22 protein-coding genes are annotated in these 22,613 nt (G+C 64.7%); 6 read left to right on the top strand and 16 right to left on the bottom strand.

Annotation, left to right across the window (positions count from 1 at the left end; genetic code table 11):
* The first annotated feature begins 69 nt into the window (after nt 1-69).
* Nucleotides 70-1,080: an aldo/keto reductase gene (locus ACXHGZ_RS09970; RefSeq protein WP_084857901.1), complete on the top strand. Its 1,011-nt coding sequence runs from the start codon at nt 70-72 to the stop codon at nt 1,078-1,080.
* A gap of 146 nt (nt 1,081-1,226) precedes the next feature.
* Here the strand turns inward: ACXHGZ_RS09970 and ACXHGZ_RS09965 are convergent, their stop codons facing one another.
* From ACXHGZ_RS09965 to hisN, 11 genes are all read right to left on the bottom strand, one after another.
* Nucleotides 1,227-2,318, bottom strand: a complete 1,092-nt coding sequence (locus tag ACXHGZ_RS09965; RefSeq protein WP_480463647.1) for a metal-dependent hydrolase — start codon at nt 2,316-2,318, stop codon at nt 1,227-1,229.
* A gap of 147 nt (nt 2,319-2,465) precedes the next feature.
* Nucleotides 2,466-3,392 (bottom strand): catechol 1,2-dioxygenase, encoded by a 927-nt coding sequence (catA, locus tag ACXHGZ_RS09960; protein ID WP_480463645.1) that lies wholly within the window; start codon nt 3,390-3,392, stop codon nt 2,466-2,468.
* Between the two features lie 39 nt (nt 3,393-3,431).
* Nucleotides 3,432-3,722 carry a muconolactone Delta-isomerase gene (gene catC, locus ACXHGZ_RS09955; RefSeq protein ID WP_480463644.1) on the bottom strand — a complete coding sequence of 97 codons (291 nt, stop codon included), beginning with the start codon at nt 3,720-3,722 and terminating at the stop codon, nt 3,432-3,434.
* Between the two features lie 27 nt (nt 3,723-3,749).
* Nucleotides 3,750-4,871, bottom strand: coding sequence for a muconate cycloisomerase family protein (locus tag ACXHGZ_RS09950; RefSeq protein WP_480463643.1), 1,122 nt, complete (start codon nt 4,869-4,871; stop codon nt 3,750-3,752).
* 47 nt (nt 4,872-4,918) lie between these two features.
* Nucleotides 4,919-5,680 carry a 1,6-dihydroxycyclohexa-2,4-diene-1-carboxylate dehydrogenase gene (locus tag ACXHGZ_RS09945; RefSeq protein ID WP_480463642.1) on the bottom strand — a complete coding sequence of 254 codons (762 nt, stop codon included), beginning with the start codon at nt 5,678-5,680 and terminating at the stop codon, nt 4,919-4,921.
* Nucleotides 5,681-5,735: 55 nt separating this feature from the next.
* Nucleotides 5,736-6,746, bottom strand: coding sequence for a benzoate 1,2-dioxygenase electron transfer component BenC (benC, locus tag ACXHGZ_RS09940; protein WP_480463640.1), 1,011 nt, complete (start codon nt 6,744-6,746; stop codon nt 5,736-5,738).
* Between the two features lie 70 nt (nt 6,747-6,816).
* A complete protein-coding gene (gene benB / locus ACXHGZ_RS09935) occupies nt 6,817-7,302 on the bottom strand; it encodes a benzoate 1,2-dioxygenase small subunit (RefSeq protein ID WP_084857908.1) in 486 nt (161 codons plus the stop codon).
* Nucleotides 7,299-8,657: a benzoate 1,2-dioxygenase large subunit gene (benA, locus tag ACXHGZ_RS09930; protein WP_480463639.1), complete on the bottom strand. Its 1,359-nt coding sequence runs from the start codon at nt 8,655-8,657 to the stop codon at nt 7,299-7,301. The genes benB and benA overlap by 4 nt, the downstream gene beginning before the upstream one ends.
* Nucleotides 8,658-8,793: 136 nt before the next feature.
* On the bottom strand, nt 8,794-9,750 hold the full coding sequence (locus ACXHGZ_RS09925) for an AraC family transcriptional regulator (protein ID WP_480463637.1): 957 nt from the start codon (nt 9,748-9,750) through the stop codon (nt 8,794-8,796).
* Between the two features lie 327 nt (nt 9,751-10,077).
* Nucleotides 10,078-10,809, bottom strand: a complete 732-nt coding sequence (locus ACXHGZ_RS09920; RefSeq protein WP_480463636.1) for a hypothetical protein — start codon at nt 10,807-10,809, stop codon at nt 10,078-10,080.
* Between the two features lie 108 nt (nt 10,810-10,917).
* The gene (gene hisN, locus ACXHGZ_RS09915; protein WP_480463635.1) at nt 10,918-11,709 is read right to left on the bottom strand and encodes a histidinol-phosphatase; all 792 of its coding nucleotides are present in this window, start codon (nt 11,707-11,709) and stop codon (nt 10,918-10,920) included.
* Between the two features lie 159 nt (nt 11,710-11,868).
* Here hisN and ACXHGZ_RS09910 point away from each other — a divergent pair, with 159 nt between their 5' ends.
* Nucleotides 11,869-12,759, top strand: coding sequence for a universal stress protein (locus ACXHGZ_RS09910; protein WP_368828978.1), 891 nt, complete (start codon nt 11,869-11,871; stop codon nt 12,757-12,759).
* Nucleotides 12,760-13,038: 279 nt separating this feature from the next.
* Here the strand turns inward: ACXHGZ_RS09910 and ACXHGZ_RS09905 are convergent, their stop codons facing one another.
* From ACXHGZ_RS09905 to ptrR, 4 genes are all read right to left on the bottom strand, one after another.
* Nucleotides 13,039-13,500, bottom strand: a complete 462-nt coding sequence (locus tag ACXHGZ_RS09905; protein WP_411969637.1) for an acyloxyacyl hydrolase — start codon at nt 13,498-13,500, stop codon at nt 13,039-13,041.
* Nucleotides 13,501-13,786: 286 nt separating this feature from the next.
* On the bottom strand, nt 13,787-14,533 hold the full coding sequence (locus tag ACXHGZ_RS09900) for a phytanoyl-CoA dioxygenase family protein (protein ID WP_480463633.1): 747 nt from the start codon (nt 14,531-14,533) through the stop codon (nt 13,787-13,789).
* Nucleotides 14,534-14,694: 161 nt separating this feature from the next.
* Nucleotides 14,695-15,138, bottom strand: a complete 444-nt coding sequence (locus ACXHGZ_RS09895) for a hypothetical protein (RefSeq protein WP_084858921.1) — start codon at nt 15,136-15,138, stop codon at nt 14,695-14,697.
* 83 nt (nt 15,139-15,221) lie between these two features.
* Nucleotides 15,222-16,088, bottom strand: a complete 867-nt coding sequence (gene ptrR, locus ACXHGZ_RS09890) for a putrescine utilization regulator PtrR (RefSeq protein ID WP_480464025.1) — start codon at nt 16,086-16,088, stop codon at nt 15,222-15,224.
* A gap of 106 nt (nt 16,089-16,194) precedes the next feature.
* On the opposite strand from ptrR, the gene ACXHGZ_RS09885 reads away from it, so the two are divergent.
* On the top strand, nt 16,195-17,580 hold the full coding sequence (locus tag ACXHGZ_RS09885; RefSeq protein ID WP_480463632.1) for an aldehyde dehydrogenase family protein: 1,386 nt from the start codon (nt 16,195-16,197) through the stop codon (nt 17,578-17,580).
* Nucleotides 17,581-17,668: 88 nt separating this feature from the next.
* On the opposite strand, the gene ACXHGZ_RS09880 is transcribed toward ACXHGZ_RS09885, so the two are convergent.
* Complete coding sequence (locus ACXHGZ_RS09880; protein WP_465002207.1) at nt 17,669-18,571, bottom strand: helix-turn-helix domain-containing protein; 903 nt, start codon at nt 18,569-18,571, stop codon at nt 17,669-17,671.
* Between the two features lie 151 nt (nt 18,572-18,722).
* Between ACXHGZ_RS09880 and ACXHGZ_RS09875 the strand changes: the two genes are divergently transcribed.
* From ACXHGZ_RS09875 to ACXHGZ_RS09865, 3 genes are all read left to right on the top strand, one after another.
* The gene (locus tag ACXHGZ_RS09875; protein WP_084858925.1) at nt 18,723-20,081 is read left to right on the top strand and encodes a glutamine synthetase family protein; all 1,359 of its coding nucleotides are present in this window, start codon (nt 18,723-18,725) and stop codon (nt 20,079-20,081) included.
* A 130-nt stretch (nt 20,082-20,211) separates the two neighbouring features.
* Nucleotides 20,212-21,300 carry a polyamine ABC transporter substrate-binding protein gene (locus ACXHGZ_RS09870; protein WP_480463631.1) on the top strand — a complete coding sequence of 363 codons (1,089 nt, stop codon included), beginning with the start codon at nt 20,212-20,214 and terminating at the stop codon, nt 21,298-21,300.
* A 12-nt stretch (nt 21,301-21,312) separates the two neighbouring features.
* Nucleotides 21,313-22,605, top strand: coding sequence for an NAD(P)/FAD-dependent oxidoreductase (locus ACXHGZ_RS09865; RefSeq protein ID WP_480463629.1), 1,293 nt, complete (start codon nt 21,313-21,315; stop codon nt 22,603-22,605).
* The last annotated feature ends 8 nt before the right edge of the window (nt 22,606-22,613 follow it).

Here is a 22,613-nt window from a genome sequence, read left to right as displayed (position 1 = left end):
CAAAGCCTTTCAATGCCCGGGGGATATGTGTAAAACAGCCCAACATTCCCAGACAAAAGGCCTTCAGCAATGATCTACCGTCCCCTCGGCCATAGCGGCCTCCAGGTCTCTGCGCTCACCCTGGGCAGCATGATGTTCGGCGAGCAGACCAGCACCGAGGACTCGCTGCGCATCATCGACAAGGCTTGGGACCAGGGCATCAACTTCATCGACACCGCCGATGTCTACAACGGTGGCCGTTCCGAAGAGATCGTCGGTGAAGCCGTGGCGCGCCATCGCCAGGACTGGATCGTCGCTTCCAAGGCCGGCTATGGCCCGGTGGACGGCGTGCCCAATCGCAGCGGGCTGTCGCGCAAGCACCTGTTCAATGCCCTCGACGCCTCGCTGACGCGCATGGGCCTGGACTACCTGGACATCTACTACCTGCACCGCGAAGACCACAACGTGCCGCTGGAAGAGACCGTGCGCGCGATCGGCGACCTGCTGCAGCAGGGCAAGATCCGCTACTGGGGGGTGTCCAATTTCCGTGGCTGGCGCATCGCCGAGATCTGCAACCTGGCCGAACGCCTGGGTGTGGCCAAGCCTGTGGTCAGCCAGCCGCTGTACAACATCGTCAATCGCCAGGCCGAGCCCGAACAATTGACCGCTGCGGCCTACCACGGCCTGGGCGTGGTGCCGTTCAGCCCGCTGGCCCGTGGTGTGCTCAGCGGCAAGTATGCGCCAGGCTCCACACCCGATGCCGGCAGCCGCGCCGGGCGCCAGGACAAGCGTATCATGGAGGTCGAATGGCGCCAGGAATCGCTGGCCATCGCCCAGAAGATCCACGCCTATACCGACGCCAAGGGCGTGGGCATCGTCGAATTCGCCATCGCCTGGGTGCTGAACAACCGCCTGGTCAGCTCGGCGATCGTCGGCCCGCGTACCGAGGCCCAGTGGGACACCTATGCCGGTGCGCTGGATGTGAAGATCAGCGCCGAGGACGAAGCCTTCATCGATTCGCTGGTGACCCCGGGGCATGCCTCGACACCAGGCTTCAACGATGTGGCGCATTTCGTCACCGGGCGGTTGCCACGCGCCTGATCTTGAGAACGGCGCAATCTCGGTGGAAGCTGGCGACAGCCTGCGCTCATAGAACAACGCATGACCATTTGATTTGCGGCACCGCCGCTCCCACAGGGTGCTGCATCGGCCAAGCGGAGCCTGGGTCGTATTGGCACGGGCGCCCATCAGCGCCCGACTTCGGCCGCCTGCGCCGGCCCCAGGTACTTCTGGGTCCAGGCCGCCAGCGGCAGCGGCGGTTGCTGCTCGACGATGCGTCGCCAGATCAGCATCAGGTCCTGGGCATTGAACATCGATCCCATGTCATCGCCCAGCCACAGCGTGGGAGTGCCGGCGGTCCAATGGCCTGTGTCGTCACGGCGGGCCATGGTGAAGCGGAAGGTGTAGTTGCCCGGTATGCCCATGCGCAGGTCGGTCACCACCAGGGCATCGCCCACCACGTCATAGCGCAGCCAGCCATCGGTGAACCAGCGCAGGCGTTCGTGCAGCGGCACGCCGTCGAGCACCTTGGCCGCCTCCAGGTTCAACGACTGGCGCTGCATCTCCGGGGGCTCGCGGTCGAACAGGCTGCTGACGCCTTCGTAGTAATGCCCATCGGGGGTCTTGGCCAGCACGCGCCATACCAGGCTGTTGAAGGCGATCGGCACAGCGCGCACCTCGGTGACGGCGATGCCTTGCTGGTCCAGTGCGAACTGGAAGCGCTGCTCGGCCGCCATGCGCCCGGCCAGGCCAAAGCCCAGGTAGGCGGTGCTGAACACCAGCGCCAAGGTCAACAGCGGGATCGCCCTGCCCTGCATACCCTTGAATGCCGCGTACAGCACGGCGCCGAGCAGCGGCACCGTGTACACCGGGTCGATGATGAACACCGCCGCCCAGCTTTCCGGGGTCAGGTGCAACGGCCAGAACAACTGGGTGCCATAGACCGTGAAGGCATCGAGGATCGGGTGGGTCACCAGGGCCAGCCAGAACGCCAGGAACAGCCTGGGCCAGCGGTAGCCCTTCTCTGGCCAGCGCCTTCGGGCGATTGCGCTCACCAGCCAGGCCAGCAGCAGGGCCAGGCCGGTAAGAACGAAGATCGAATGGGAAAAACCCCGGTGGAAGGTCATCTGCGACACCGGGTCGGCGTAGCGGATGACCACGTCCAGGTCTGGAAGCGTGCCGAGGGCTGCGCCATACAGCAGTGAGCGGCGGCCCTGGATGCGCCCCAGCACCGCGCCTTGCAGCGCGGCGCCGAGGACGGCTTGGGTCAGTGAGTCCAAGGTAGAAATCCATGAAAAGTCGTTTTCAGGAAGCTACCTGCATCCTGGCGGGCAGTGCAAACCCTATCGCCGGCAAACCCGCTGCCACAGGCTTTCCGGCATCCTGCAAAGCACAGCCATGGCGCTGGGAGCGGGTTTACCCGACGGTCAGGCTTGCTGCAAGGCCCGTGGTCGCCCGCTGCGCTGCTCGGCCTCCTTGTCTGTGGCCTTCTGCAGTTGGAAATCGAATGCAAGTTCCGCGTAGCGCCCCTGAACACCCCGCGCGCCGTCCTCACGGAAGGTGATCTCGCCCACCAGGCCATCACGGGTGGCATAGGCGAAGTCATCCCACAGGTAGCGGTCGCCGGCGAGGTTGATCTGGGTGGTCAGGTGTCGGTGCCCCGGCGCCGAGATGAAGAAGTGCACATGGGCCGGGCGCTGGCCGTGGCGGCCGAGCAGGTCAAGGCACTCCTGGGTGGGTCCCTGCGGGTCGCAGCCATAGCCCGACGGCACGATGGTGCGGGCGCGGTAGCGACCTTCAGCGTCGGTAACGATGCGTCGACGCAGGTTGTAGGCCGACTGGCTCTGGTCGAAGAACGAATAGGTGCCTCGGGTATTGGCATGCCACAGGTCGACCGTAGCACCGGCCAAGGGGCGGCCCTGGGGATCGAGCACCTGCCCTTCGAGGAACATCACCGTGGCGACGCCGTCCTCGCTGCCGTCGTCCATGCGTGTTTCGCCCTTGGCCAGCGGTGCACCGGCAACGTACAGCGGGCCTTCGATGGTGCGCGGGGTGCCGCCGGTGAGGCCGGCCTGGGCGTCCTTGGCGTCCTGCAGCAGGTCGAGGAAGTGCTCCAGGCCCAGCCCTGCCACCAGCAGCCCGGCCTCGCCGCGACCGCCCAGGCGGTTCAGGTAGTCGACGGCATGCCAGAACTCGTCCTCGCTGATCTCGAGGTCCTCGATCAGCCTGGCGGTATCCTGCAGGACCCGCTGCACGACGCGCTTGAGGCGCGGGTTGCCCTCGTCGTTACCGAAGCCTGAGGCCTGTTCGAAGAATGCCTGGACATCGGCGGTGTGGGAGATCTTCACGGTCATGGTGGCGTACCTCGTCTTGTTCTTGTGCAAGGGTTCGAATCAGCGGTCGTCGGCATGGATCGATGAGGGGTGGCGGCACAGGCCGTGCACCTCGATGTCCATGTAGGGGAACAGCGGCAGTTGCATCAGGATGTCGTGCAAGGCCTCGACGCTGGGCACGTCGAACACGCTGTAGTTGGCGTACTGCCCGGCGATGCGCCACAGGTGGCGCCAGGTGCCCTCGTGCTGCAGGCGCTGGGCCAACTCCTTCTCGTCGGCCTTCAGTTGCGCGGCCTTGGCCGGGTCCATGTCCAGGGGCAGTTTCACCGTCATCTTCACGTGGAACAGCATGGGGCTCTCCTTCAGAGGCAGTCAGGTTCAGCGGCGGGCGAAGCGCGCCAGGCGCGTCTCGTCCAGGGTCAGGCCCAGCCCGGGCGTACGCGGCACGTGCAGCTGGAAGTCGTGGTAACGGGGTGGCTCGGTGACGATTTCCTCGGTCAGCAGCAGCGGGCCGAACAGCTCGGTACCCCAGGTCAATTGGCGCAAGGTCAGGAAGGCATGGGCCGAGGCCAGGGTGCCGACCGACCCTTCGAGCATGGTCCCGCCGTACAGGGCGATACCGGCGGCTTCGGCGATCTGCGCGGTGCGCAGCACAGCACGAGGCCCGCCGTTCTTGGCGATTTTCAGAGCGAAAATACTGGCGGCGCCGTCGGCTGCCAGGCTGAAGGCGTCCTCGACGCTTTCGATGGACTCGTCGGCCATGATCGGCGCCGGGCTACGCTGGTTCAGGCGCACCTGGCCGGCGCGGTTGATCCGCGAGATGGGTTGCTCGACCAGGTCGATGCCGTTGTCGCCCAGCACCTGGCAGGCCCGGATGGCCTGGGATTCGTCCCAGTACTGGTTGACGTCGACCCGCACGCTGGCCCGCTCGCCCAGTTCGCGCTTGATCGCCAGCACATGCTTGAGGTCCTGCGCCAGTGGGTTGGCGCCGATCTTGAGCTTGAACATCCGGTGGCGACGAACCTCGAGCATGTGCTCGGCCTCGGCGATGTCGCGGGCGGTGTCGCCGCTGGCCAAGGTCCAGGCCACTTCGAGGCTGTCGCGTACCCGCCCGCCGAGCAACTCACTGACCGGCAGGCCGAGGCGCTTGCCCTGGGCATCGAGCAACGCGCTTTCGATGCCGGACTTGGCGAAGGTATTGCCCTTGGCCAGCTTGTCGAGCGTGAGCATGGCGGCATTGATGTTGTCCGCCGCCATCCCGACCAGGGCCGGGGCCAGGTGCGCGTCGATGTTGGCCTTGATGCCCTCGGGGCTTTCATAGCCATAGGCCAGGCCACCGATGGTGGTGGCTTCGCCGATGCCCTCGACACCGTCGCTGCAGCGCAGGCGCAGGATCACCAGGGTTTGCTGCTGCAGGGTATGCATCGCCAGCTTGTGCGGGCGAATGGTCGGCAGGTCGACGATGAGGGCGTCCAGCCGGTCGATGGTTGGGGTTGTCATGCCAGGTCTCCAGTCAGGTCATTGGAAAGGGTCATGCCTGGGCAGCCTCAGCCGAGGTCGCCGCCACCGACCGGCAGTGTGACGCCAGTGATGTAGGAGGCCTCGTCGCTGGCCAGGAAAAGGATCGCGCCGACCTGCTCGTCGATGGTCCCGTAGCGTTTCATCAGGCTGCTGGAGACGGTCTGGTCGACGATCTGCTGGTACCAGCCTTTCTCCAGCTCACTCTGTTCGCTGCTATTGCGCGGGATGCGTCGGGGCGGTGCCTCGGTGCCACCAGGCGCGGTGGCGTTGACGCGAATCCCACGCCCGGCGGTTTCGAAGGCCAGGCAAGCGGTCAGCGCATTCACCCCGCCTTTGGCCGCGCCATAGGGCACACGGTTGACGCCGCGAGTGGCGATGGACGAGACGTTGACGATGGCCCCGCGGCCCTGCTCGAGCATGTAGGGCAGCGCGGCATGGCAACACCACAGGGTCGGGAACAGCGAACGGCGCACTTCGGCCTCGATCTGCGCGACTTCGTAGTGCTCGAAGGGCTTGGCCCAGAGGGTGCCGCCGACATTGTTGACCAGGATGTCCAGGCGGCCGAAGGTGTCCACGGCGGTGGCCATGACCCGGGCGCAGTCGGTGTGCAGCTCAAGATCGCCGGTGAGGGTCAGCACGCCCTCCCCGGCCAGTTCATGGACCAGCTCTGAGCGGTCCACCGCCACCACCTGTGCGCCTTCAGCCTTGAGCCGCCAGCACACGCCCCGGCCGATGCCCTGGGCAGCGCCGGTGACCAGGGCGACCTTGCCTTGGAATCTGTTGTTCATATGCAAACCTCCGCTGCCCCGCCCCCACAGGAGGCGGGGCAGGCAATAAAAAGAATCAGGCCGCCGCCGCGAACTTCTCGTAATAGAAGTTCGCCGGGGTGATGCCCTGTTCGCGGATGTACTGGCTGACCGCCTCGACCATCGGTGGCGGGCCGCACAGATAAACGTCCACATCGCCATCGTTGAGGTGGCGTGGCTCGATGTGCTGGGTCACATAGCCCTTGTGCGGGTATTGGCTGTCGGGGTTGGCCACGCAGGCGCTGAAGCTGAAGTTGGGAATCTGCGCGGCCAGGGCCTGGAGGCGGTCGAGTTCGACCAGGTCGAAGTCGTTGGTCACCCCGTAGATCAAATGCAGAGGGTGCTCGCTGCCCTGCTCGGCGATTTTTTCCAGCATCGCCGTGAACGGTGCCAGGCCCGTGCCGCCGGCCAGCAGCAGCAAAGGGCGCTGGATCGGGCGCAGGTAGAAACTGCCCAGGGGCCCTGCCAGGGTCATGCTGTCGCCGGCCTTGGCCAGGCTGGTGAGGAAGCGGCTCATCAGGCCGCCTGGCACGTTGCGGATCAGGAAGCTGACCTCGCCGTCCTTCTGCAGCGAGCTGAAGGAGTAGGCCCGGCTCTGGTCGCTGCCCGGCACCTTGAGGTTGACGTACTGCCCCGGCAGGAACGCCAGGCGGCTCAGTGCCTCCCCCTTGATCGACAAGGCAATGGTGCTGGCCGACAGCTGGCGCACCTCGCTGATGGCCGCTTCGAAACTGGCCTGTTCGGTCTTGCACAGTTGCGACGAGGCCGGGATACGTACCACGCAATCGCTCTCGGCGCGCATCTGGCAGGTGAGCACGAAGCCCTCGGCAATTTCGTCTTCGCTCAGGGCGTCTTCGATGAAGTTGTCGCCCAGGTCGTAACGCCCGGACTCGGCCTTGCACTTGCAGGTACCACAGGCGCCATCGCGGCAGTCCAGCGGAATGTTGATGCCCTGGCGGTAGGCGGCGTCGGCCACGGTTTCATGGCCGCTGGCCTCGATGAAGCGGGTGACTCCGTCTTCGAAATTAAGTGCGATCTGGAAGCTCATGTTGCACCTCGCGGGCGAGCCTGGCCACGGTGCACCCGTTGGCACACCGAGCGGCTCGCGTGACCTCGGATCAGATGTGGTAGATGTCGATGACCTGACGCACGTAGTCGTTCTTGAGCACCACCTTCTTGGCCAGGATCAGCGGCTGTTCGCCGCGCAGGTCGAGGGTGTAGAAGCTGGTGCCGAAGTAGCTGTCGGTGGTCTTGTAGCGAAAGCTCAAGGTGTGCCAGTTGAAGCGCACCTGGCATTGCCCTTCGCCGTGCTCGACGATCTCGATGTTGCTGATGTTGTGGGAGGTGCGGGTATCCGGCACCGTGGCGCTGGAGCGCTCGGTCTTGATGCGGAACACCCGGTCCTCCAGGCCACCGCGGTTGCCGTACCAGATCAGCGAGATCTCGCGCTGGGGGTCTTCGGTGAGGGTGTCGTCATCGTCCCAGGACGGCATCCAGAAGGTCGCATCGGCGGCGTACAGCTCCAGCCATTGGTCCCACTGGGCATCGTCCAGGTAACGCGCTTCGCGGTAGAGAAAGTCCCGCACGGTGTCATGGATACTCATTGCACGGCCTCCACGGGAATCAACCGCTGTTCCTGTTCCAGAGCCTGGAGCAGGGTCTGCTGCCAGTACTTGTGCTGCAGCACGAACAGGCCTTCGTCCTCGGTGCGCACGCCCGAGAGCAGTGGCCGGAGCTCGATCTGCCGCGCCGCATCGTCGGCGCCCTCGACCCAGTGCGCAGCGCCACGGGACATGTCGTTCCAACCGCTGCCTGCGCCGTAGCCGGTCTGGCAGGAGCGAAACTCCTCAAGGTCGTCCGGGGTGGCCATGCCGCTGACGTTGAAGAAGTCCTCGTACTGGCGGATACGCTTGGCCCGCGCCTCGGCGCTCTCGCCCTTGGGTGCGATGCAATAGATGGTGATTTCGGTCTTGTTCACCGAGATCGGCCGGGCGACACGGATCTGCGAGCTGAACTGATCCATCAGGTAGACGTTGGGATACAGGCACAGGTTGCGCGAGTTCTCGATCATCCAGTCGGCGCGGGCCTGGCCGAAATCGGCCGCCAGCTGGTCGCGCCGCTCGTAGGCCGGGCGGTCCTCGGGGTTGGCCCAGCGGGTCCAGAGCAACAGGTGGCCATGGTCGAAGGAATAGAAGCCCCCGCCCTGCTTGGCCCAGGCGCCGGCGCTCATGGTCTTGATCTCGTCGCCGGCCTCGCGCTGTTTGCGCTGGTTCTGGGTGGCGGCGTAGTTCCAGTGCACGGAGCTGACGTGGTAGCCGTCTGCACCGTTCTCGGCGGTGAGCTTCCAGTTGCCTTCGTAGATATAGGAACTGGCGCCGCGCAGCACCTCCAGGCCCTCGGGCGACTGGTCGACGATCATGTCGATGATCTTCGCCGACTCGCCCAGGTGCTCGACCAGCGGCTTGACGTCGGCATTCAGGCTGCCGAACAGGAAGCCCCGGTAGGACTCGAAGCGTGCCACCTTGGTCAGGTCATGGGAGCCATCGCAGTTGAAGCTGTCGGGGTAGCCGGCATTGGCCGGGTCCTTGACCTTGAGCAGCTTGCCGCTGTTGTTGAAGGTCCAGCCATGGAACGGGCAGGTGTAGCTGGCACGGTTGCCGCGCTTGTGGCGGCAGAGCATCGCGCCACGGTGGCTGCAGGCATTGAGGAAGGCGTTGAGTTCCCCGTCCTTGTTGCGCGCGACGAAGATCGGCTGACGCCCCATGTTCAGGGTCAGGAAGTCGTTCTTCTCGGGGATCTGGCTTTCATGGGCCAGGTAGATCCAGTTGCCCTCGAAGATGTGTTTCATCTCCAGGTCGAACAGGCGCGGGTCGGTGAACATCTCCCGCTTGCAGCGGTAGACACCTTTTTCCCGATCGTCCTCGAGCATGGCATTGAGGTAGTCGAATCCCAGGGACATGGCCAGGGTCTCCATTTGTTATTGTTCAGGCCATGTCAGGTTAGGGCGGGGTCGGCAGGGGCAATATCCGGATCGTGCAGAGTGCTATCCGAATTGTGCAGGTTCACGTTCGCAGGGCCGCGCCCACGAAAGAACGCTACGCGCGGCGCTTGAGCGTCTCGGAGGGCAGCTCACCGAACTGTTGCCGGTAGCTGTCCGAGAATCGGCCCAGGTGCAGGAAGCCGTAGTCCAGGGCCAGCTCGGTGACATTGCGCACCGGGCAACTGGCATCGCTCAGGCAGGCGTGCACCTGTTCGAGCTTGCGCTGGCGAATGTACTGCCTGGGTGTGATGCCCAGGTGCCGGTCGAACAGTGCATAGAGCGAGCGCACGCTCATGCAGGCCTGCTCGGCCAGGCCTTCGACCGAGAGCTCCAGCTTCAGGTTGCGGTCGATATGCTCGAGGATCCGTTCCAGGCCCGCCCCTGGCGAGCCGAGGGCTTCACGCAGGACGTTGGTGTGCATCAGCGTCAACAGCTTGCTGGCGACGATCTGGCTGTAGTGCCCCTGCACCCGCGGCAACGCATCGCTCACCTCGGCTTCGTGGCAGACCATGGCCAGCAGGTTGACGAAACCATCCAGTTCTTCGAGCCGGTAGTGGTTGCGCAAGAAACGCACACCGCCGCTGGGCCGTTGCCAGCGCTGTTCGTCGCAGATCGACTCGAGCAGGCGCGTGGGCACCTTGAGGATGAATTTCTCGCAGTCCTGGGAATAGGTGAGGTCCACCGGGTCGTCGGGGTTGATCAGCAACAACTCCCCTGGCACCAGGTAGTGTTCGCGCTGGTGCCCACGCCACAGGCAATGGCCATTGAGCAGGATCTGCAGGTGGTAGATGGTTTCCAGCGCCGGTGAAGTGACCCGCACGCTGCCGCCGTAGCTGATACGGCACAGGTCCAGCTCGGCGAACTTGCGATGGCTCAGGCTGGCCTGGGGGTGGGTGGTGCGGGACAAACCGATGCAATGCTGGCCCACATGCCGGTTGACGTAGTCGGACACGGCATAGGGGTCGGCGTGGTGGAACACGCTGCTGCGCTCGCTCAACAAGCGGCTTTCCATAGGCAAGGCACTCGGCTTCGTTATTGTTCTGGTCGCCGCGCCCTACGGGCACTCAAGGCCCGTGGCCACGGTCGCTCACGGTCAGTCTATCGAGCCGGTGGTACAAGGATGCGGGCAGGCGACCACCGGCGGTGCCCGGCACAGGCTAAGCAAAAAGCCGGCGAGCAGGCAATGGGACCAAAGCAAAGGCTGTGCGAACAGCGAACGATCGACGATCAGACCTGTTCGATGATCGGACGGCCGCGCCATCTGCAGAACGGGGCACTGAGGAGCGGCTTGCCCAGTGATCAGGCCGGGCCCGATATCACCGTCGATTGTCCAAAGGTGCTACTGCACCGGCAGGAAGTTCATCAGCAACAGGCTCTGGGCGTAGTTCAGGCCGATGCGCCGGTAGCGTTCGTCGAGCATCTGGGCCAGCAGGTCCAGCCGCGCCACGATCTTGCCGAACTCCACGGCGAAGCTCAGGTTGCTGCCTTCTTCGGAGATCTCGTTGGAGAACAGCAGCAATACCCCGTTGGCATCCTGGCGCTGGCTGAGCATCCAGGTGGCCTTCTCGATGTTGCGCGCAGCGTTGTTGACGAACAGCGGGTCGATGGTGTCGGTCATGTAGAACTCGGTGCGCCCGCCATGGGCGGTGATCACCATGCTGCCGATGGCGTAGATGAACGCCCCGACCCGGTCGCCGCGAAACTCCGGGCTCAAGGCGTAGCTCAGGGCCGCAAGGTCGCGACGGTTGCCCAATTGCGGCAAGGGCTGACGCTGCTCGATGGCCAGACGAATCTGCCGCTCGGCGGTGGCGGCGTCGAGGTAGCCGGACAGTTTCCATTGGCTGGGGTTGCGCTGGTAGAGCTTGTTCATCAGCAGATACAAGCTCTGCAGGTTGTCACGCATGGACAGGGTCGCCATGCGATCGACGCTGGTCTGGAACAGCTCGCTGGGCTTGCCGTCACCGAACTGGGTGATGATGTCGCGGCCCTGCTCCTGGGTACAGGCGCACAGGGCGAGCGTGGCGCCTGCCAAGAGCAGGCGCAAGGAAGGTTTCAGCAGTGATACAACCATCGGCACCGGGGTCTGGGGTCAACGGCTGGGGCGGACATCGGCCCAGCCTGGCCATGGATAGAGCCCGTAAATGCAAAAAAGTGCGATGGTGGGCAAAACTCGGGACTGCTACATGGCGTGACGCAACATCTCCACCACCTGCGCGTGCAGCGTCGGGTCGCCACACGCCACGACGCAGCCGCCATTTTGCGCCGAGCTGCCATCCCAGGCAGTGATCACCCCGCCGGCGCCTTCGATGATCGGCATCAGCGCCTGCACATCGTACGGCTGCAGGCTGGCCTCGACGATCACATCGACGAAGCCCGAGGCCAGCATGCAGTACGCATAGCAGTCGCCACCGTAGCGCATCAGCCGCGCCTTCTGCGCCACGGCTTCGAAGGCTGTCTTGCGCTCGGGCGTGTCGAACATGTCAGGGGTGGTGCACATCAGTGTGGCCGCAGCCAGGTCAGCGCAGGCCCGGGTCTTGAGCGGCGTACCGCTGCGCCAGGCGCCGGCGGGGGTGCCGACGAAACGTTCGCCGGTGAAGGGCTGGTTCATCACCCCCACGACCGGGCGGGTGCCGTCATTCAGGGCGATCAGCGTGCCCCACAGCGGCAGGCCGGTGATGAAGGCGCGGGTGCCATCGATCGGGTCCAGGACCCAGGTCAGCGGGCTGCTGCCGACGGCCGCGCCGTGTTCCTCGCCGAGAATGCCATGCTCCGGGTAACGGGCCAGGATCTGCCCGCGCATGGCGTCTTCGGCGGCCTTGTCGGCCACGGTCACCGGGTCGTACAAGCGCCCGCCCTTGTCCTCGACGTCCAGGCTTGCACGGAAATACGGCTGGATCGCCGCGGCGGCGACATCGGCCAGCTGCTCGGCGAAGGCGCGGAATTCGCCAATCTGTTCAACGCTCAGGGACATGGATCGGGCCTCGATGTGGAGAAAGGGCTCGCATCATACCCCAGGTCCGGCACGTCGGCTGGTCGGCCGGTAGGGTCTAGACTGAATGAGGGATTCGGCCATTTGGCCCGGACAACCAGCGCTGGCAGGAATGGGGGCTGCCGCACGTGGAGGTATGAGATGAGCCAGTTCAAGCGATTGTTCGTCATGCTCGGACCGCAGATGCGCCACACCCCTGCCCTGCAGCGGGCGGCGGCGCTGGCCGAGTCCAGCGGTGCACTGCTGGATATCAACGTGTTCGTCGACGATGTCGACACCTTCGGTCTGATGAGCGACAGTCGCGAACGTGAGCGCCTGCTCGAACACAACCGCCAATGGTTGGCCGACGAGGCCGAGCAACTACGCAATGCCGGGCTGGATGTGTCCACCGAGCTGCTGCTCACCCGCGACCCGTTGGGCAGCGTGCTGGAACAGGTCGAACGCTTGGGCTGCGACCTGCTGGTCAAGGATGTGCAGCACGAGCCGGTGCTCAAGCGCCTGCTGGTGACGCCCCTGGACTGGCAACTGCTCAAGGACAGCCCCATCGCCGTGCACCTGGTCAGCGATATCCGCCTGCCGCTGCCCCGGCAGATCGCCGCTGCGGTAGATCTGAACTGCCACGAAGGTGCCGAGCACCTGGACGAACAAGTCATCCGCTGCGCCCACGCCCTGGCCTTGCAGTGCAACGCCGAACTGCACCTGCTGCACGTCTGCGATGCGGCCAAGACGCATATTGCCGACTTCGGTGCCGGTACCGTGACCATGCCAGGCTTCGATGGCAGCGTGCGCACCGCCCAGCGGGCAGCCTTCAACCGCCTGGGCGACCATCACCAGATCGACCTGGAACGCAGGCATTTTCTCGAAGGGCCGGCCATACGGGAAATCGCCCAGTTCGTCAGCCACAGCCGGGCGGACGTGATCGTCATGGGCAGCCACCGGCACGATGCGATGCGTACCTTCCTCGGCGGGACCACGGCCCATGTGGTGGAACACCCGCTGTGCAACGTGCTGGCGATCAAGGCGGTGCGGTGAGGCCTGGGGGCCAAGCGCGGAGCAAGCCCGCTCTCATAGAACAACGCATGACCATTTGATTTGCGGCACCCTGTGGGAGCGGGCTTGTCCCGCGATTGGGCCGGGCCCGATATCACCGTCGCCTGGCAAGGGCTTCGCCCTTGATCGCGGGGCAAGTCGGACCGCCGCACCGCCGCTCCCACAGGGGCTGCATTGGCCGCTTGTTCTCTGTGTGACAGCGCAGCCCGAAGGGCTGGGTAATCTCCCACGAGGCAAGCGGAGCCTGGACCGTATTGGCGATCAGAAGCCTTTGCTGTAGTACAGCGAGTAGGATTCGATACCGTCGTTGGGTTGCTTCAGGCCGGCATTGGAATAGTGCATCGCGCGAATACCGATCTTCTGCTCTTGCGGCAACTTGAGACCAAAGCCGATGCGGTCTTCGAAGTTGACCGAAGAGCCCAGGCGCTGGTCGCCGACATCGGTCTTGGAGAACGCGGCAAGGCCGATACCCGCCTCGATGAAGGGGGTATAGGTGAAGCCGCTGAATTCATAGACGAACACCGGGCTGAACGACAGCGAGTGAGCACCACTGGCTTCACCGCCTTCCCAGTACGTGTAGGCCGCATCCCAATAGCCGGTCAGGTGGCCCGTGTTGCTTTCGAACCACTTCTTGTCCCAGTCGAAGGAAAGGCCGATGCGGTAGGTCATGTCGCCTTGGCCGGTGGCACCAACGGCGCCGGACACTTGTGCGGCCTGGGCCATGTTGGCGCCGGCCAAGGCCAGGATGGCGGCGGCCAGCGAAGCGGCGAGACGGGTTTTCATCAATGACATCTCCTGATGGTCTTCACGGACAAGCCGGTGCATTGCCTGCCGGCTTGTTGCCAGTCGGGGGCTCGTGCCCCTCGTTCTTGCTTGTCGAACCTGGTGCATCCAACCAAGTAACAAGGCGTAATACTTTTTCGATTATCGACCAGTTAAACCAAAAGTTGAAACTCATTTGCCACTAAGGTCGACAACAGACTGTTGCAGTTTTGTCAGCAATGCATTTTCAGTCATAGACCGATTCCTGGTGTTCTCCCAATAACCGTCGTTGCCGCGGTGTCGCTTCTTCCACGACTTCGGGATTGAACCGCCACGTCAAGTAAGGCGAAAACTTCTGCGCGACCATGCGCCGGCCATAGTGCACCTGGAGCATGTCGCGGTCTCGCCCGCCACTGCTGTTGGCCCCGCCGCTATGCCAGACATCGCTGCGAAAGACCAGTGCGTCACCCGCCTGGCACAACACCGCCCGTGCCCCCTGCCCCAGCCAACTATCCTCGCCATCACGGGGCGGGCGGCCGGCCCGGTGGCTGCCGGGCACGATCCAGGTCGGCCCCACGGCATCGTCGATATTGCACAGGTACACCTGGGCGGTAAGGATTTGCGCCGGTTGGCTGAAGTCCTCACGGGCACGTATCCAGTCAGGCATTTCCATCGGCAGATAGTCCAGGTGCAGCCCCATGCCGGGGTACCCCGGATGGCTGCGCCAGGCTGTCTGGCCGATCACATGGCAATCGGCGCCCAGCACCGCTTCAGCTAGCTCGATCAGTGGTGGCAGGTCGAGAAACGACAGCCACAACGGGTCGCGGTTGAATACGCACTTGTAATGTTCGAGCAGGCCCTGGTAGTCCCAGTGCAGCGGTTGCAGGTCGTCGATGGCGCAACGCAGCAAGGCAATGCGCAGCGGGTCGAGTACGCCCGGAATCAGTACGTATCCACGGTCATGCAGGGATTGCAACTGGACGTCCAGGTTCATGGCCATGCTCCGGCAGGCACGCTCTGAAGTATCAGAAGGGCGAGGATTCAGGATCGTTCAAAAAATATAGGCCCGATCCGTGGCGCCGTGTGACGCCGGACCGAGCCTTGGCTGCTGAACCCATGGAGTACATGTGTACTCCACTCTTTTTCGGGCGAGCCCTAACGCCAGTGCAGGTTCACATTGGCCGGCGCCTTGCCGTCCACTGTCACTTGCTGCTGCACGGTTTCGCCATCGGCGGTACCGGTCACGCGGTACTGCCCTGGCGGCAACTGCACGAACAGCAATGGGCCGACATCCTGCAATGCCAGCACCGGCTGGCCCTGGGCATTCTGGATGTCCACGGCGGCGCCGCTCTGGAACTTGCCTTCCGGGCCGATCGACAGGGTAACGTGCAGGTCATAGCCCGGGGTGCGACGCAGGGCATTGGCTTCGTCCTGGCCGATACCACCCTGCAGGTAGCGCACGCCGTTCTGTTCCTGCGGCTGCAGGTGCACGCCTTGCGGATCGATCGGTGCGTTCAGGTCGGCCGCGGCGGCCAAGGTCCAAGGCATGACCAGGGCCACCAGCAGCGCCGCGCACAAGCCGAAATGATGGTTGCGCATGGTGCATTCCTCCCTCGAGGGATGGTCTACACAATGTTCGACGCCGTGCCAGCAGTGGCGTTCGAGCCAGACAGGGCCGCCCGTCAGGCCGCGCGGCGTTCCTCGAGCAGCTTGATGAACGTGCTCAGGCTGCGCGACACCGTACCCCGGCGCCAGACCAGCCAAGTCCTGAGGTAGCGAAAATCCTCCGACAGCGGCCAAACGCTCACCGTGCTGCAACCGGGCATGCTGTCGAGCATGCTGCGTGGCATCAAGGCAAGGCCGGCACCGGCGCTCACGCAGGCCAGCATGCCGTGGTAGGACTCCATTTCATGGATCTTGCCCGGCACCGCCTGGTCCTGGACGAACCAGTTCTCGAAATGGTGGCGGTAGGAGCAGTTGGCGCGAAAGGCATAGATGCTCTCGCCGTTCACATCGCGGGCACGGCGCACCGGGGCATGGTTGAGCGGTGCGATGATGACCATTTCCTCCTGGAAAACCGGCATGCCCTCCAGGGTGGGGTGCAACACCGGGCCATCGACGAATGCCGCCACCAAGCGCCCGGACAATACGCCTTCGAGCATGGTCCCCGACGGCCCGGTGGACAGGTCCAGGTCGACCTTGGGGTAGCGCTGGTTGTAGGCCGCCAGCAGCCCGGGAATGCGCACCGCCGCGGTACTTTCCAGCGAGCCCAGGGCGAAGGTGCCCTGGGGGTCCTCTCCCGCCACGGTCAGGCGCGCCTCGTGCACAAGGTCGAGGATGCGCCGGGTGTACTCGAGGAAGTTCCACCCGGCCGGTGACAGGCGCAGGCGGCTTTTCTCGCGGATGAACAGGTCGACGCCCAGGTCTTCCTCCAATTGCTTGATCCGCGTGGTGAGGTTCGAGGGCACCCGGTGGATCTGCTGGGCAGCGGCGCTGATGCTGCCGTGCTCGGCGACGGCCTTGAAGATTTCCAGTTGCACCAGGTCCACAGACTTCTCCATTCGTGAATGTTTCGCTCATTATTATTCAGTTTTCATTAACGTTGCACGCCACTAGTCTGGGCGCTCGCTGGACACAACAATGAGGAGCCCCGCCATGAGCGAGATCAGCAGCCTGACCCACGCCATTTCCATCGACCCACACAGTGGCGAGCGGATCGGCCACTACCCCTTCGATACCGACGCCGCACTGGAAGCGGCGCTGCAACGCGCCAAGGCAGGCTTCGGCCACTGGCGCCAGGTGTCGCCGGGTCAGCGCAGCGAATACCTGCTCGCCCTGGCCTCTGCCCTGCAGGCCCGGCACGAAACCTTCGCGCAGATGATCAGCCGCGAGATCGGCAAGCCGATCACCCAGGCCCGTGGTGAAGTCAGCAAGTGCGTAGGCTTGTGCCAGTGGTACGCCGAACACGGCCCGGCCATGCTCGCGCCGGAGCCGACCCAGATCGAAAAGGCCCGCATCGAGTACCGCCCGATGGGCCCGATCCTCGCCGTGATGCCGTGGAACTTCCCGGTCTGGCAGGTGCTGCGAGGCGCCGTACCGGCGCTGCTGGCCGGCAACACCTATGTGCTCAAGCACGCACCGAACGTGATGGGCAGCGCCTACCTGCTACTGGAGCTGTTCAAGCAAGCCGGCCTACCAGAAGGCGTGTTCGAGGTGATCAACGTCACCCCGGAGGGGGTCACCCGCGCCATCAATGACCCGCGCATCGCCGCGGTCACCCTCACCGGCAGCGTGCGGGCCGGCATGGCCATCGGCGCCCAGGCCGGTGCCGCGCTGAAAAAGTGTGTACTCGAACTGGGCGGTTCCGACCCGTTCATCGTCCTGGCTGACGCTGACCTCGACGCTGCAGTCAAGGCAGCGGTCATCGGTCGCTACCAAAACACCGGCCAGGTCTGCGCGGCCGCCAAGCGCATGATCGTCGAGCAAGGCATCGTCGAAGCGTTCACGCAAAAGTTCGTCGAAGCCACCCGCCAGCTCAAGATCGGCAACCCGCTGGACGACGACACCTACATCGGCCCGATGGCCCGTTTCGACCTGCGCGACGAACTCGACGGCCAGGTCCAGGCAACCCTGGCCGAAGGCGCGACCCTGCTGTTGGGCGGCAAGAAGGCCGAAGGCGTGGGCAACTACTACGAGCCCACCGTGTTCGGCGACGTTACCCCGCACATGACCGCCTTCAAACAGGAACTGTTCGGCCCGGTGGCGGCGATCATCACCGCTCGGGATGCAGACCATGCCGTCGAACTGGCCAACGACAGCGAGTTCGGCCTGGCCTCGACCCTCTACACCGCCGACCTGGCTTTGGCCGAGCGCATGACCGCGGCGCTGGATACCGGTGGCGTGTTCATCAACGGCTACTGCGCCTCCGACCCCCGTGTGGCCTTTGGCGGTGTGAAAAAGAGCGGCTTCGGGCGGGAGCTGTCGCATTTCGGTGTACGAGAGTTCTGCAACGTGCAGACCGTGTGGCTGGATCGCAACTGATTCTGGCATATATTCGCCGGGGTAGTTTTGGCGCCTGTGGAATCGAGCGCCGCCCGCGCGGCGCTCGATCTCATAGGCAGCGGAGCGGCTATGGCGAACGCTTGAGGGTCTCGCTCGGCAACTCCTTGAACAGCTCCCGATAGCTTTCGGAAAACCGCCCCAGGTGCCAGAACGACCAGCGCATCGCCACCTCGGCCACGGTCACGTCCCCGGCGCCATGGCGCAGCAGGTCACGCCTGGCCCCGTTGAGCCTGCGCAACCGCAGCCACTGCCCCGGCGGCATGTCGGTGAACGCCTTGAACGCCTGCTGCAACTGACGCAACGACACCCCGGCCACATCGGCCAGCTCCATCAAGTTGAGGGTTTCTTCTGGGCAATCGGCCGCCCATTCGCTGACCCGGCGCATGATCGCCCGCGCTTCGTCACGCCGCCCCAGCGCATCGCCCTGCAGGCGCTGGCAGGCGTTGTCGAGGATGAACAGGCAGTCTTCCAACAGTTGCTCGGCCAGCGCCTTGCCCTCCAGCGGGTAATCGGCATCGCCCAGCCGCGTGAGGGTCGCGCTCAGCCAGCTGCCGAACAAGGCGTTCTGCCCACTGCCGAGGGGCACCATGAACAACCCGTCCAGCCGCTCCAGGTTCAACCCATGGCGCACCATGAACGCCTGGTCGAAGACCACCGCCACTTCCTGGTAGTTCTCCGGGGTGATCCAGATATTGCGGCTGTCTTCGTTGAGCAGGTAGAGGCTGTTGTCGCTGCGGTCGAAGCAGAACGCCAACGACCCGCTCGGCGCGCGGAAGAACTGCTCGACCCGCGTGTTCAGGCACTCTTCGTAAACTTCCACCCCATCGAGCCCCAAACAACGCAGCTGGCCGTTGAAGTGCCCAGGGGACATCTGCCGATATTGCTGCTGCCACCCCGGGGTGGCGCGCACCTGTTCGGTCACGTCATGAGTATGGAAAGCCTGGACCTGCAAGGCATTGGCCGTTGTCACGCGCTCGCCCCTTACGCACTCTTTTGGTGCATTTGTTCGCGAAGAAAGTGGATAGATTGCCCCTGGGGGCTGCGACCAAGATAGACCTCAGCGCGTCGCCTGGGAAGATTCCAACGCGGACTCGCCCACAAAACCCAACCAAGAGGTCTGTATGAACGCCCCCTTCGATCAGCTGTCCGCCTGGCTGAAAGAACACCGGATCACCGAAGTCGAATGCGTGATCAGCGACCTGACCGGCATTGCCCGTGGCAAGATCGCCCCTACCGCCAAGTTCCTCCATGAGCGCGGCATGCGCCTGCCGGAAAGCGTGCTGCTGCAGACGGTCACCGGCGACTACGTCGATGACGACATCTACTACGACCTGCTCGATGCCGCCGACATCGATATGGTCTGCCGCCCCGACCCTGCGGCGGTGTACCAGATTCCCTGGGCGATCGAGCCCACCGCCATCGTCATCCACGACACCTTCGACAAGCATGGCAACCCGATCGAGCTGTCGCCGCGCAACGTGCTCAAGAAGGTGCTCAAGCTGTATGCCGACAAAGGCTGGCAGCCGATCGTGGCCCCGGAAATGGAGTTCTACCTGACCCAGCGCTGCGAAGACCCGGACCTGCCCCTGCAGGTGCCGCTGGGGCGCTCGGGCCGTGCCGAGAGCGGCCGGCAGTCGTTCTCCATCGATGCGGCCAACGAATTCGACCCGCTGTTCGAAGACGTCTACGACTGGTGCGAACTCCAGGGCCTGGACTTGGACACGTTGATCCACGAAGACGGCCCGGCGCAGATGGAGATCAACTTCCGCCACGGTGACGCCCTGGACCTGGCCGACCAGATCACCGTGTTCAAGCGCACCCTGCGCGAGGCGGCGCTCAAGCACAACGTCACGGCCACCTTCATGGCCAAGCCGATTACCGACGAACCGGGCAGCGCCATGCACCTGCACCAGAGCGTGGTCGACATTGCCACCGGCAAGCCGATCTTCGCCAACGACGACGGCAGCAAGAGCGAGCTGTTCCTGTACCACATCGGCGGCCTGCAGAAGTACATCCCCAAGGTGCTGCCGATGTTCGCACCGAACGTCAACTCGTTCCGCCGCTTCCTGCCGGACACCTCGGCACCGGTGAACGTCGAGTGGGGCGAGGAAAACCGCACCGCCGGCTTGCGCGTGCCGACCTCCAGCCCCGAGGCCATGCGCGTGGAGAACCGCCTGCCCGGCGCCGACGCCAACCCGTACCTGGCGATCGCCGCAAGCCTGTTGTGCGGCTACCTGGGCATGGTCGAGCGGATCGAGCCGAGCGCGCCGGTGCAGGGCCGCGCCTATGAGCGGCGCAACCTGCGCCTGCCGATCACCATCGAGGATGCGCTGCAGCACATGGAAGACTGCCAGATCCTGCACCAGTACCTGGGCCGGCAGTTCGTCCAGGGCTACGTGGCGGTCAAGCGCGCCGAGCACGAGAACTTCAAGCGCGTGATCAGCTCGTGGGAGCGTGAATTCCTGCTGCTGAGCGTCTGAGCCTCGGGGCGCCTGTGGGAGCGCATGGGTCGATATACGGCCTATTCGCCAGAGAACCCGCTCCCACGGGGCCTTCGCCCGCCAGCTCCGAAACAACACCGTAAACAACAAAGCCAAACGAGGTGTCGACATGCGTCATCTGCAAACCCTGATTCCCGCCGCGCTCACCCTGCTGTTCGGCGCGGCCGCCCAGGCCCAGCCCGAGGTCAAGGTCTACAACTGGACCGACTACATCGGCAGCACCACCCTGGCCGACTTCCAGGCCAGCACCGGCATCAAGGTGGTGTACGACGTATTCGACTCCAACGAAACCCTGGAGGGCAAGCTGCTCGCCGGGCGCACCGGCTACGACGTGGTGGTGCCCTCCAACCATTTCCTCGCCCGCCAGGCCAAGGCCGGCGCCTTCATGCCGCTCGACCGCGCCAAGCTGCCGAACTGGAAGCACCTGGACCCGACGTTGCTCAAGCAACTGGAGCAGAACGACCCCGGCAACCAGTACGCTGTGCCCTACCTGTGGGGCACCAACGGCATCGGCTACAACGTCGACAAGGTCAAGGCGGCACTGGGCATCGACCATGTCGATTCCTGGGCGGTCCTGTTCGAGCCGCAGAACCTCGAAAAGCTCAAGCAGTGCGGCGTCGCCTTCATGGACTCGCCCGATGAGCTGTTCCCCGCCGTGCTCAACTACATGGGCCTGGACCCGCGCAGCGAAACCCCAGGCGACTACGCCAAGGCCAAGGCCAAGCTGATGGCGGTACGCCCCTACGTGACCTACTTCCATTCGTCCAAGTACGTTTCGGACCTGGCCAACGGCAACATCTGCGTGGCCTTCGGTTACTCCGGCGATGTGTTCCAGGCCGCCCAGCGCGCCGAAGAGGCCGGCAATGGCGTGAAGATCGCCTACAGCATTCCCAAGGAAGGCAGCAACCTGTGGTTCGACCTGCTGGCGATCCCCAAGGACGCGGCCAACCCGGAACAGGCCCTGGCCTTCATCAACTACCTGCTCGACCCGCAGGTGATCGCCAAGGTCAGTGCCAGCGTAGGCTACGCCAATGCCAACCCCGACGCCCAGGCGCACATGGACACTGCGCTGGTGAACAACCCCGAGGTCTACCCGCCCCAGGCGGTGCTGGACAAGCTCTATGTGTCCACCACCCAGAGCCCGAAGATCATGCGCCTGATGACCCGCTCCTGGAGCGATATCAAGTCCAACCGTTGAGCCGAGCCCGTCATGCACACTACCCAACACACCGCGTCCTACTACGCCGCCACGGCGCGCCACAGCGCGCCCTACCCCGCGCTCGAGGGCGAGCTTTGCGCCGATGTCTGCGTGGTCGGTGGCGGCCTGACGGGCGTCAACACCGCCCTTGAACTGGCCGAGCGCGGGCTCTCGGTGATCCTGCTGGAGGCCCGGCGCATCGGCTGGGGCGCCAGCGGGCGCAACGGCGGGCAACTGATCCGCGGAATCGGCCACGACGTCAGCGGCTTTGCCCGCTACGTCGGCCAGGACGGCGTGCGCTACCTCAAGCAGGCCGGCATCGACTCGGTCGAGCTGGTCGCCGAGCGCATCGCCCGCTATGGCATCGAATGCGACCTGCGCTGGGGCTTCTGCGAACTGGCCAACACCTCGGCGCAGTTCGCCGCCTTCAAGAACGAACAGGACGACCTGGCCGCGCTCGGCTACCGCCACGAGACCCGCCTGGTGGGCCCGGAGCGAATCCACGAGGTGGTCGCCAGCGACCAGTACGCCGGCGGCCTGGTGGACATGGGCTCGGGCCACCTGCACCCGTTGGACCTGGTCCAGGGCGAGGCCCGCGCCGCCGCGCAGCTGGGGGTACGGATCTTCGAGCAGAGCCCGGTGCAGCGCATCGAACATGGCCCTACCGTGACCCTGCACTGTGCCCGCGGCAAGGTCCGGGCCCAGCGCCTGGTGCTGGGCTGCAATGCTCACTTGGATGAGCTGGAGCCGCGCCTGAGCGGCAAGGTGCTGCCCGCCGGCAGCTACGTGGTGGCCACCGAGCCGTTGCCCGAACGCGTGGCGCGTGCGCTGATCCCGCAGAACATGGCCCTGTGCGACCAGAAAGTGGGTCTTGACTACTACCGCCTGACCGCCGACCGCCGTCTGCTGTTCGGCGGCGCCTGCCACTATTCCGGGCGAGATCCGAAGGACATCGCCGCCTACATGCGGCCCAAGGTGCTCAAAGTGTTCCCGCAGCTGGGCGATGTACGCATCGACTACCAGTGGGGTGGGATGATCGGCATCACCGCCAACCGCTTTCCCCAGGTCGGCCGGCTGAGCCAGCACCCCAATGTCTACTACGCCCAGGGCTACTCCGGCCATGGCCTGAACGTCACCCACTGGACCGCACGATTGCTGGCCGAGTCCATCGCCGTGGGCCACAGCCAGGGCCTGGATGTGTTCAGCGCCGTGCCGCACCTGACCTTCCCCGGCGGCAAGGCCCTGCGCTCGCCACTGCTGGCCCTGGGGATGCTGTGGTATCGGCTGCGGGAGGTGTTGGGCTGATGTCGACG

This window comes from Pseudomonas shiyinii (assembly GCF_056725765.1).
This window is presented reverse-complemented; position numbering and strand designations above follow the sequence as displayed.

Bases quoted from the DNA above. Each gene is read 5' to 3' on its own strand.
- ACXHGZ_RS09925 (WP_480463637.1), bottom strand. From the start codon at position 9,750: ATGGAAAGCCGCTTGTTGAGCGAGCGCAGCAGCGTGTTCCACCACGCC.
- ACXHGZ_RS09895 (WP_084858921.1), bottom strand. From the start codon at position 15,138: ATGCGCAACCATCATTTCGGCTTGTGCGCGGCGCTGCTGGTGGCCCTG.
- benB (WP_084857908.1), bottom strand. From the start codon at position 7,302: ATGAGTATCCATGACACCGTGCGGGACTTTCTCTACCGCGAAGCGCGT.
- ACXHGZ_RS09950 (WP_480463643.1), bottom strand. From the start codon at position 4,871: ATGACAACCCCAACCATCGACCGGCTGGACGCCCTCATCGTCGACCTG.
- benC (WP_480463640.1), bottom strand. From the start codon at position 6,746: ATGAGCTTCCAGATCGCACTTAATTTCGAAGACGGAGTCACCCGCTTC.
- ACXHGZ_RS09900 (WP_480463633.1), bottom strand. From the start codon at position 14,533: ATGAACCTGGACGTCCAGTTGCAATCCCTGCATGACCGTGGATACGTA.
- ACXHGZ_RS09920 (WP_480463636.1), bottom strand. From the start codon at position 10,809: ATGGTTGTATCACTGCTGAAACCTTCCTTGCGCCTGCTCTTGGCAGGC.
- ACXHGZ_RS09945 (WP_480463642.1), bottom strand. From the start codon at position 5,680: ATGAACAACAGATTCCAAGGCAAGGTCGCCCTGGTCACCGGCGCTGCC.
- ACXHGZ_RS09885 (WP_480463632.1), top strand. From the start codon at position 16,195: ATGAGCGAGATCAGCAGCCTGACCCACGCCATTTCCATCGACCCACAC.
- catC (WP_480463644.1), bottom strand. From the start codon at position 3,722: ATGCTGTTCCACGTGAAGATGACGGTGAAACTGCCCCTGGACATGGAC.
- catA (WP_480463645.1), bottom strand. From the start codon at position 3,392: ATGACCGTGAAGATCTCCCACACCGCCGATGTCCAGGCATTCTTCGAA.
- hisN (WP_480463635.1), bottom strand. From the start codon at position 11,709: ATGTCCCTGAGCGTTGAACAGATTGGCGAATTCCGCGCCTTCGCCGAG.
- benA (WP_480463639.1), bottom strand. From the start codon at position 8,657: ATGTCCCTGGGATTCGACTACCTCAATGCCATGCTCGAGGACGATCGG.
- ACXHGZ_RS09970 (WP_084857901.1), top strand. From the start codon at position 70: ATGATCTACCGTCCCCTCGGCCATAGCGGCCTCCAGGTCTCTGCGCTC.
- ACXHGZ_RS09905 (WP_411969637.1), bottom strand. From the start codon at position 13,500: ATGGCCCAGGCCGCACAAGTGTCCGGCGCCGTTGGTGCCACCGGCCAA.
- ACXHGZ_RS09875 (WP_084858925.1), top strand. From the start codon at position 18,723: ATGAACGCCCCCTTCGATCAGCTGTCCGCCTGGCTGAAAGAACACCGG.
- ACXHGZ_RS09910 (WP_368828978.1), top strand. From the start codon at position 11,869: ATGAGCCAGTTCAAGCGATTGTTCGTCATGCTCGGACCGCAGATGCGC.
- ACXHGZ_RS09870 (WP_480463631.1), top strand. From the start codon at position 20,212: ATGCGTCATCTGCAAACCCTGATTCCCGCCGCGCTCACCCTGCTGTTC.
- ACXHGZ_RS09865 (WP_480463629.1), top strand. From the start codon at position 21,313: ATGCACACTACCCAACACACCGCGTCCTACTACGCCGCCACGGCGCGC.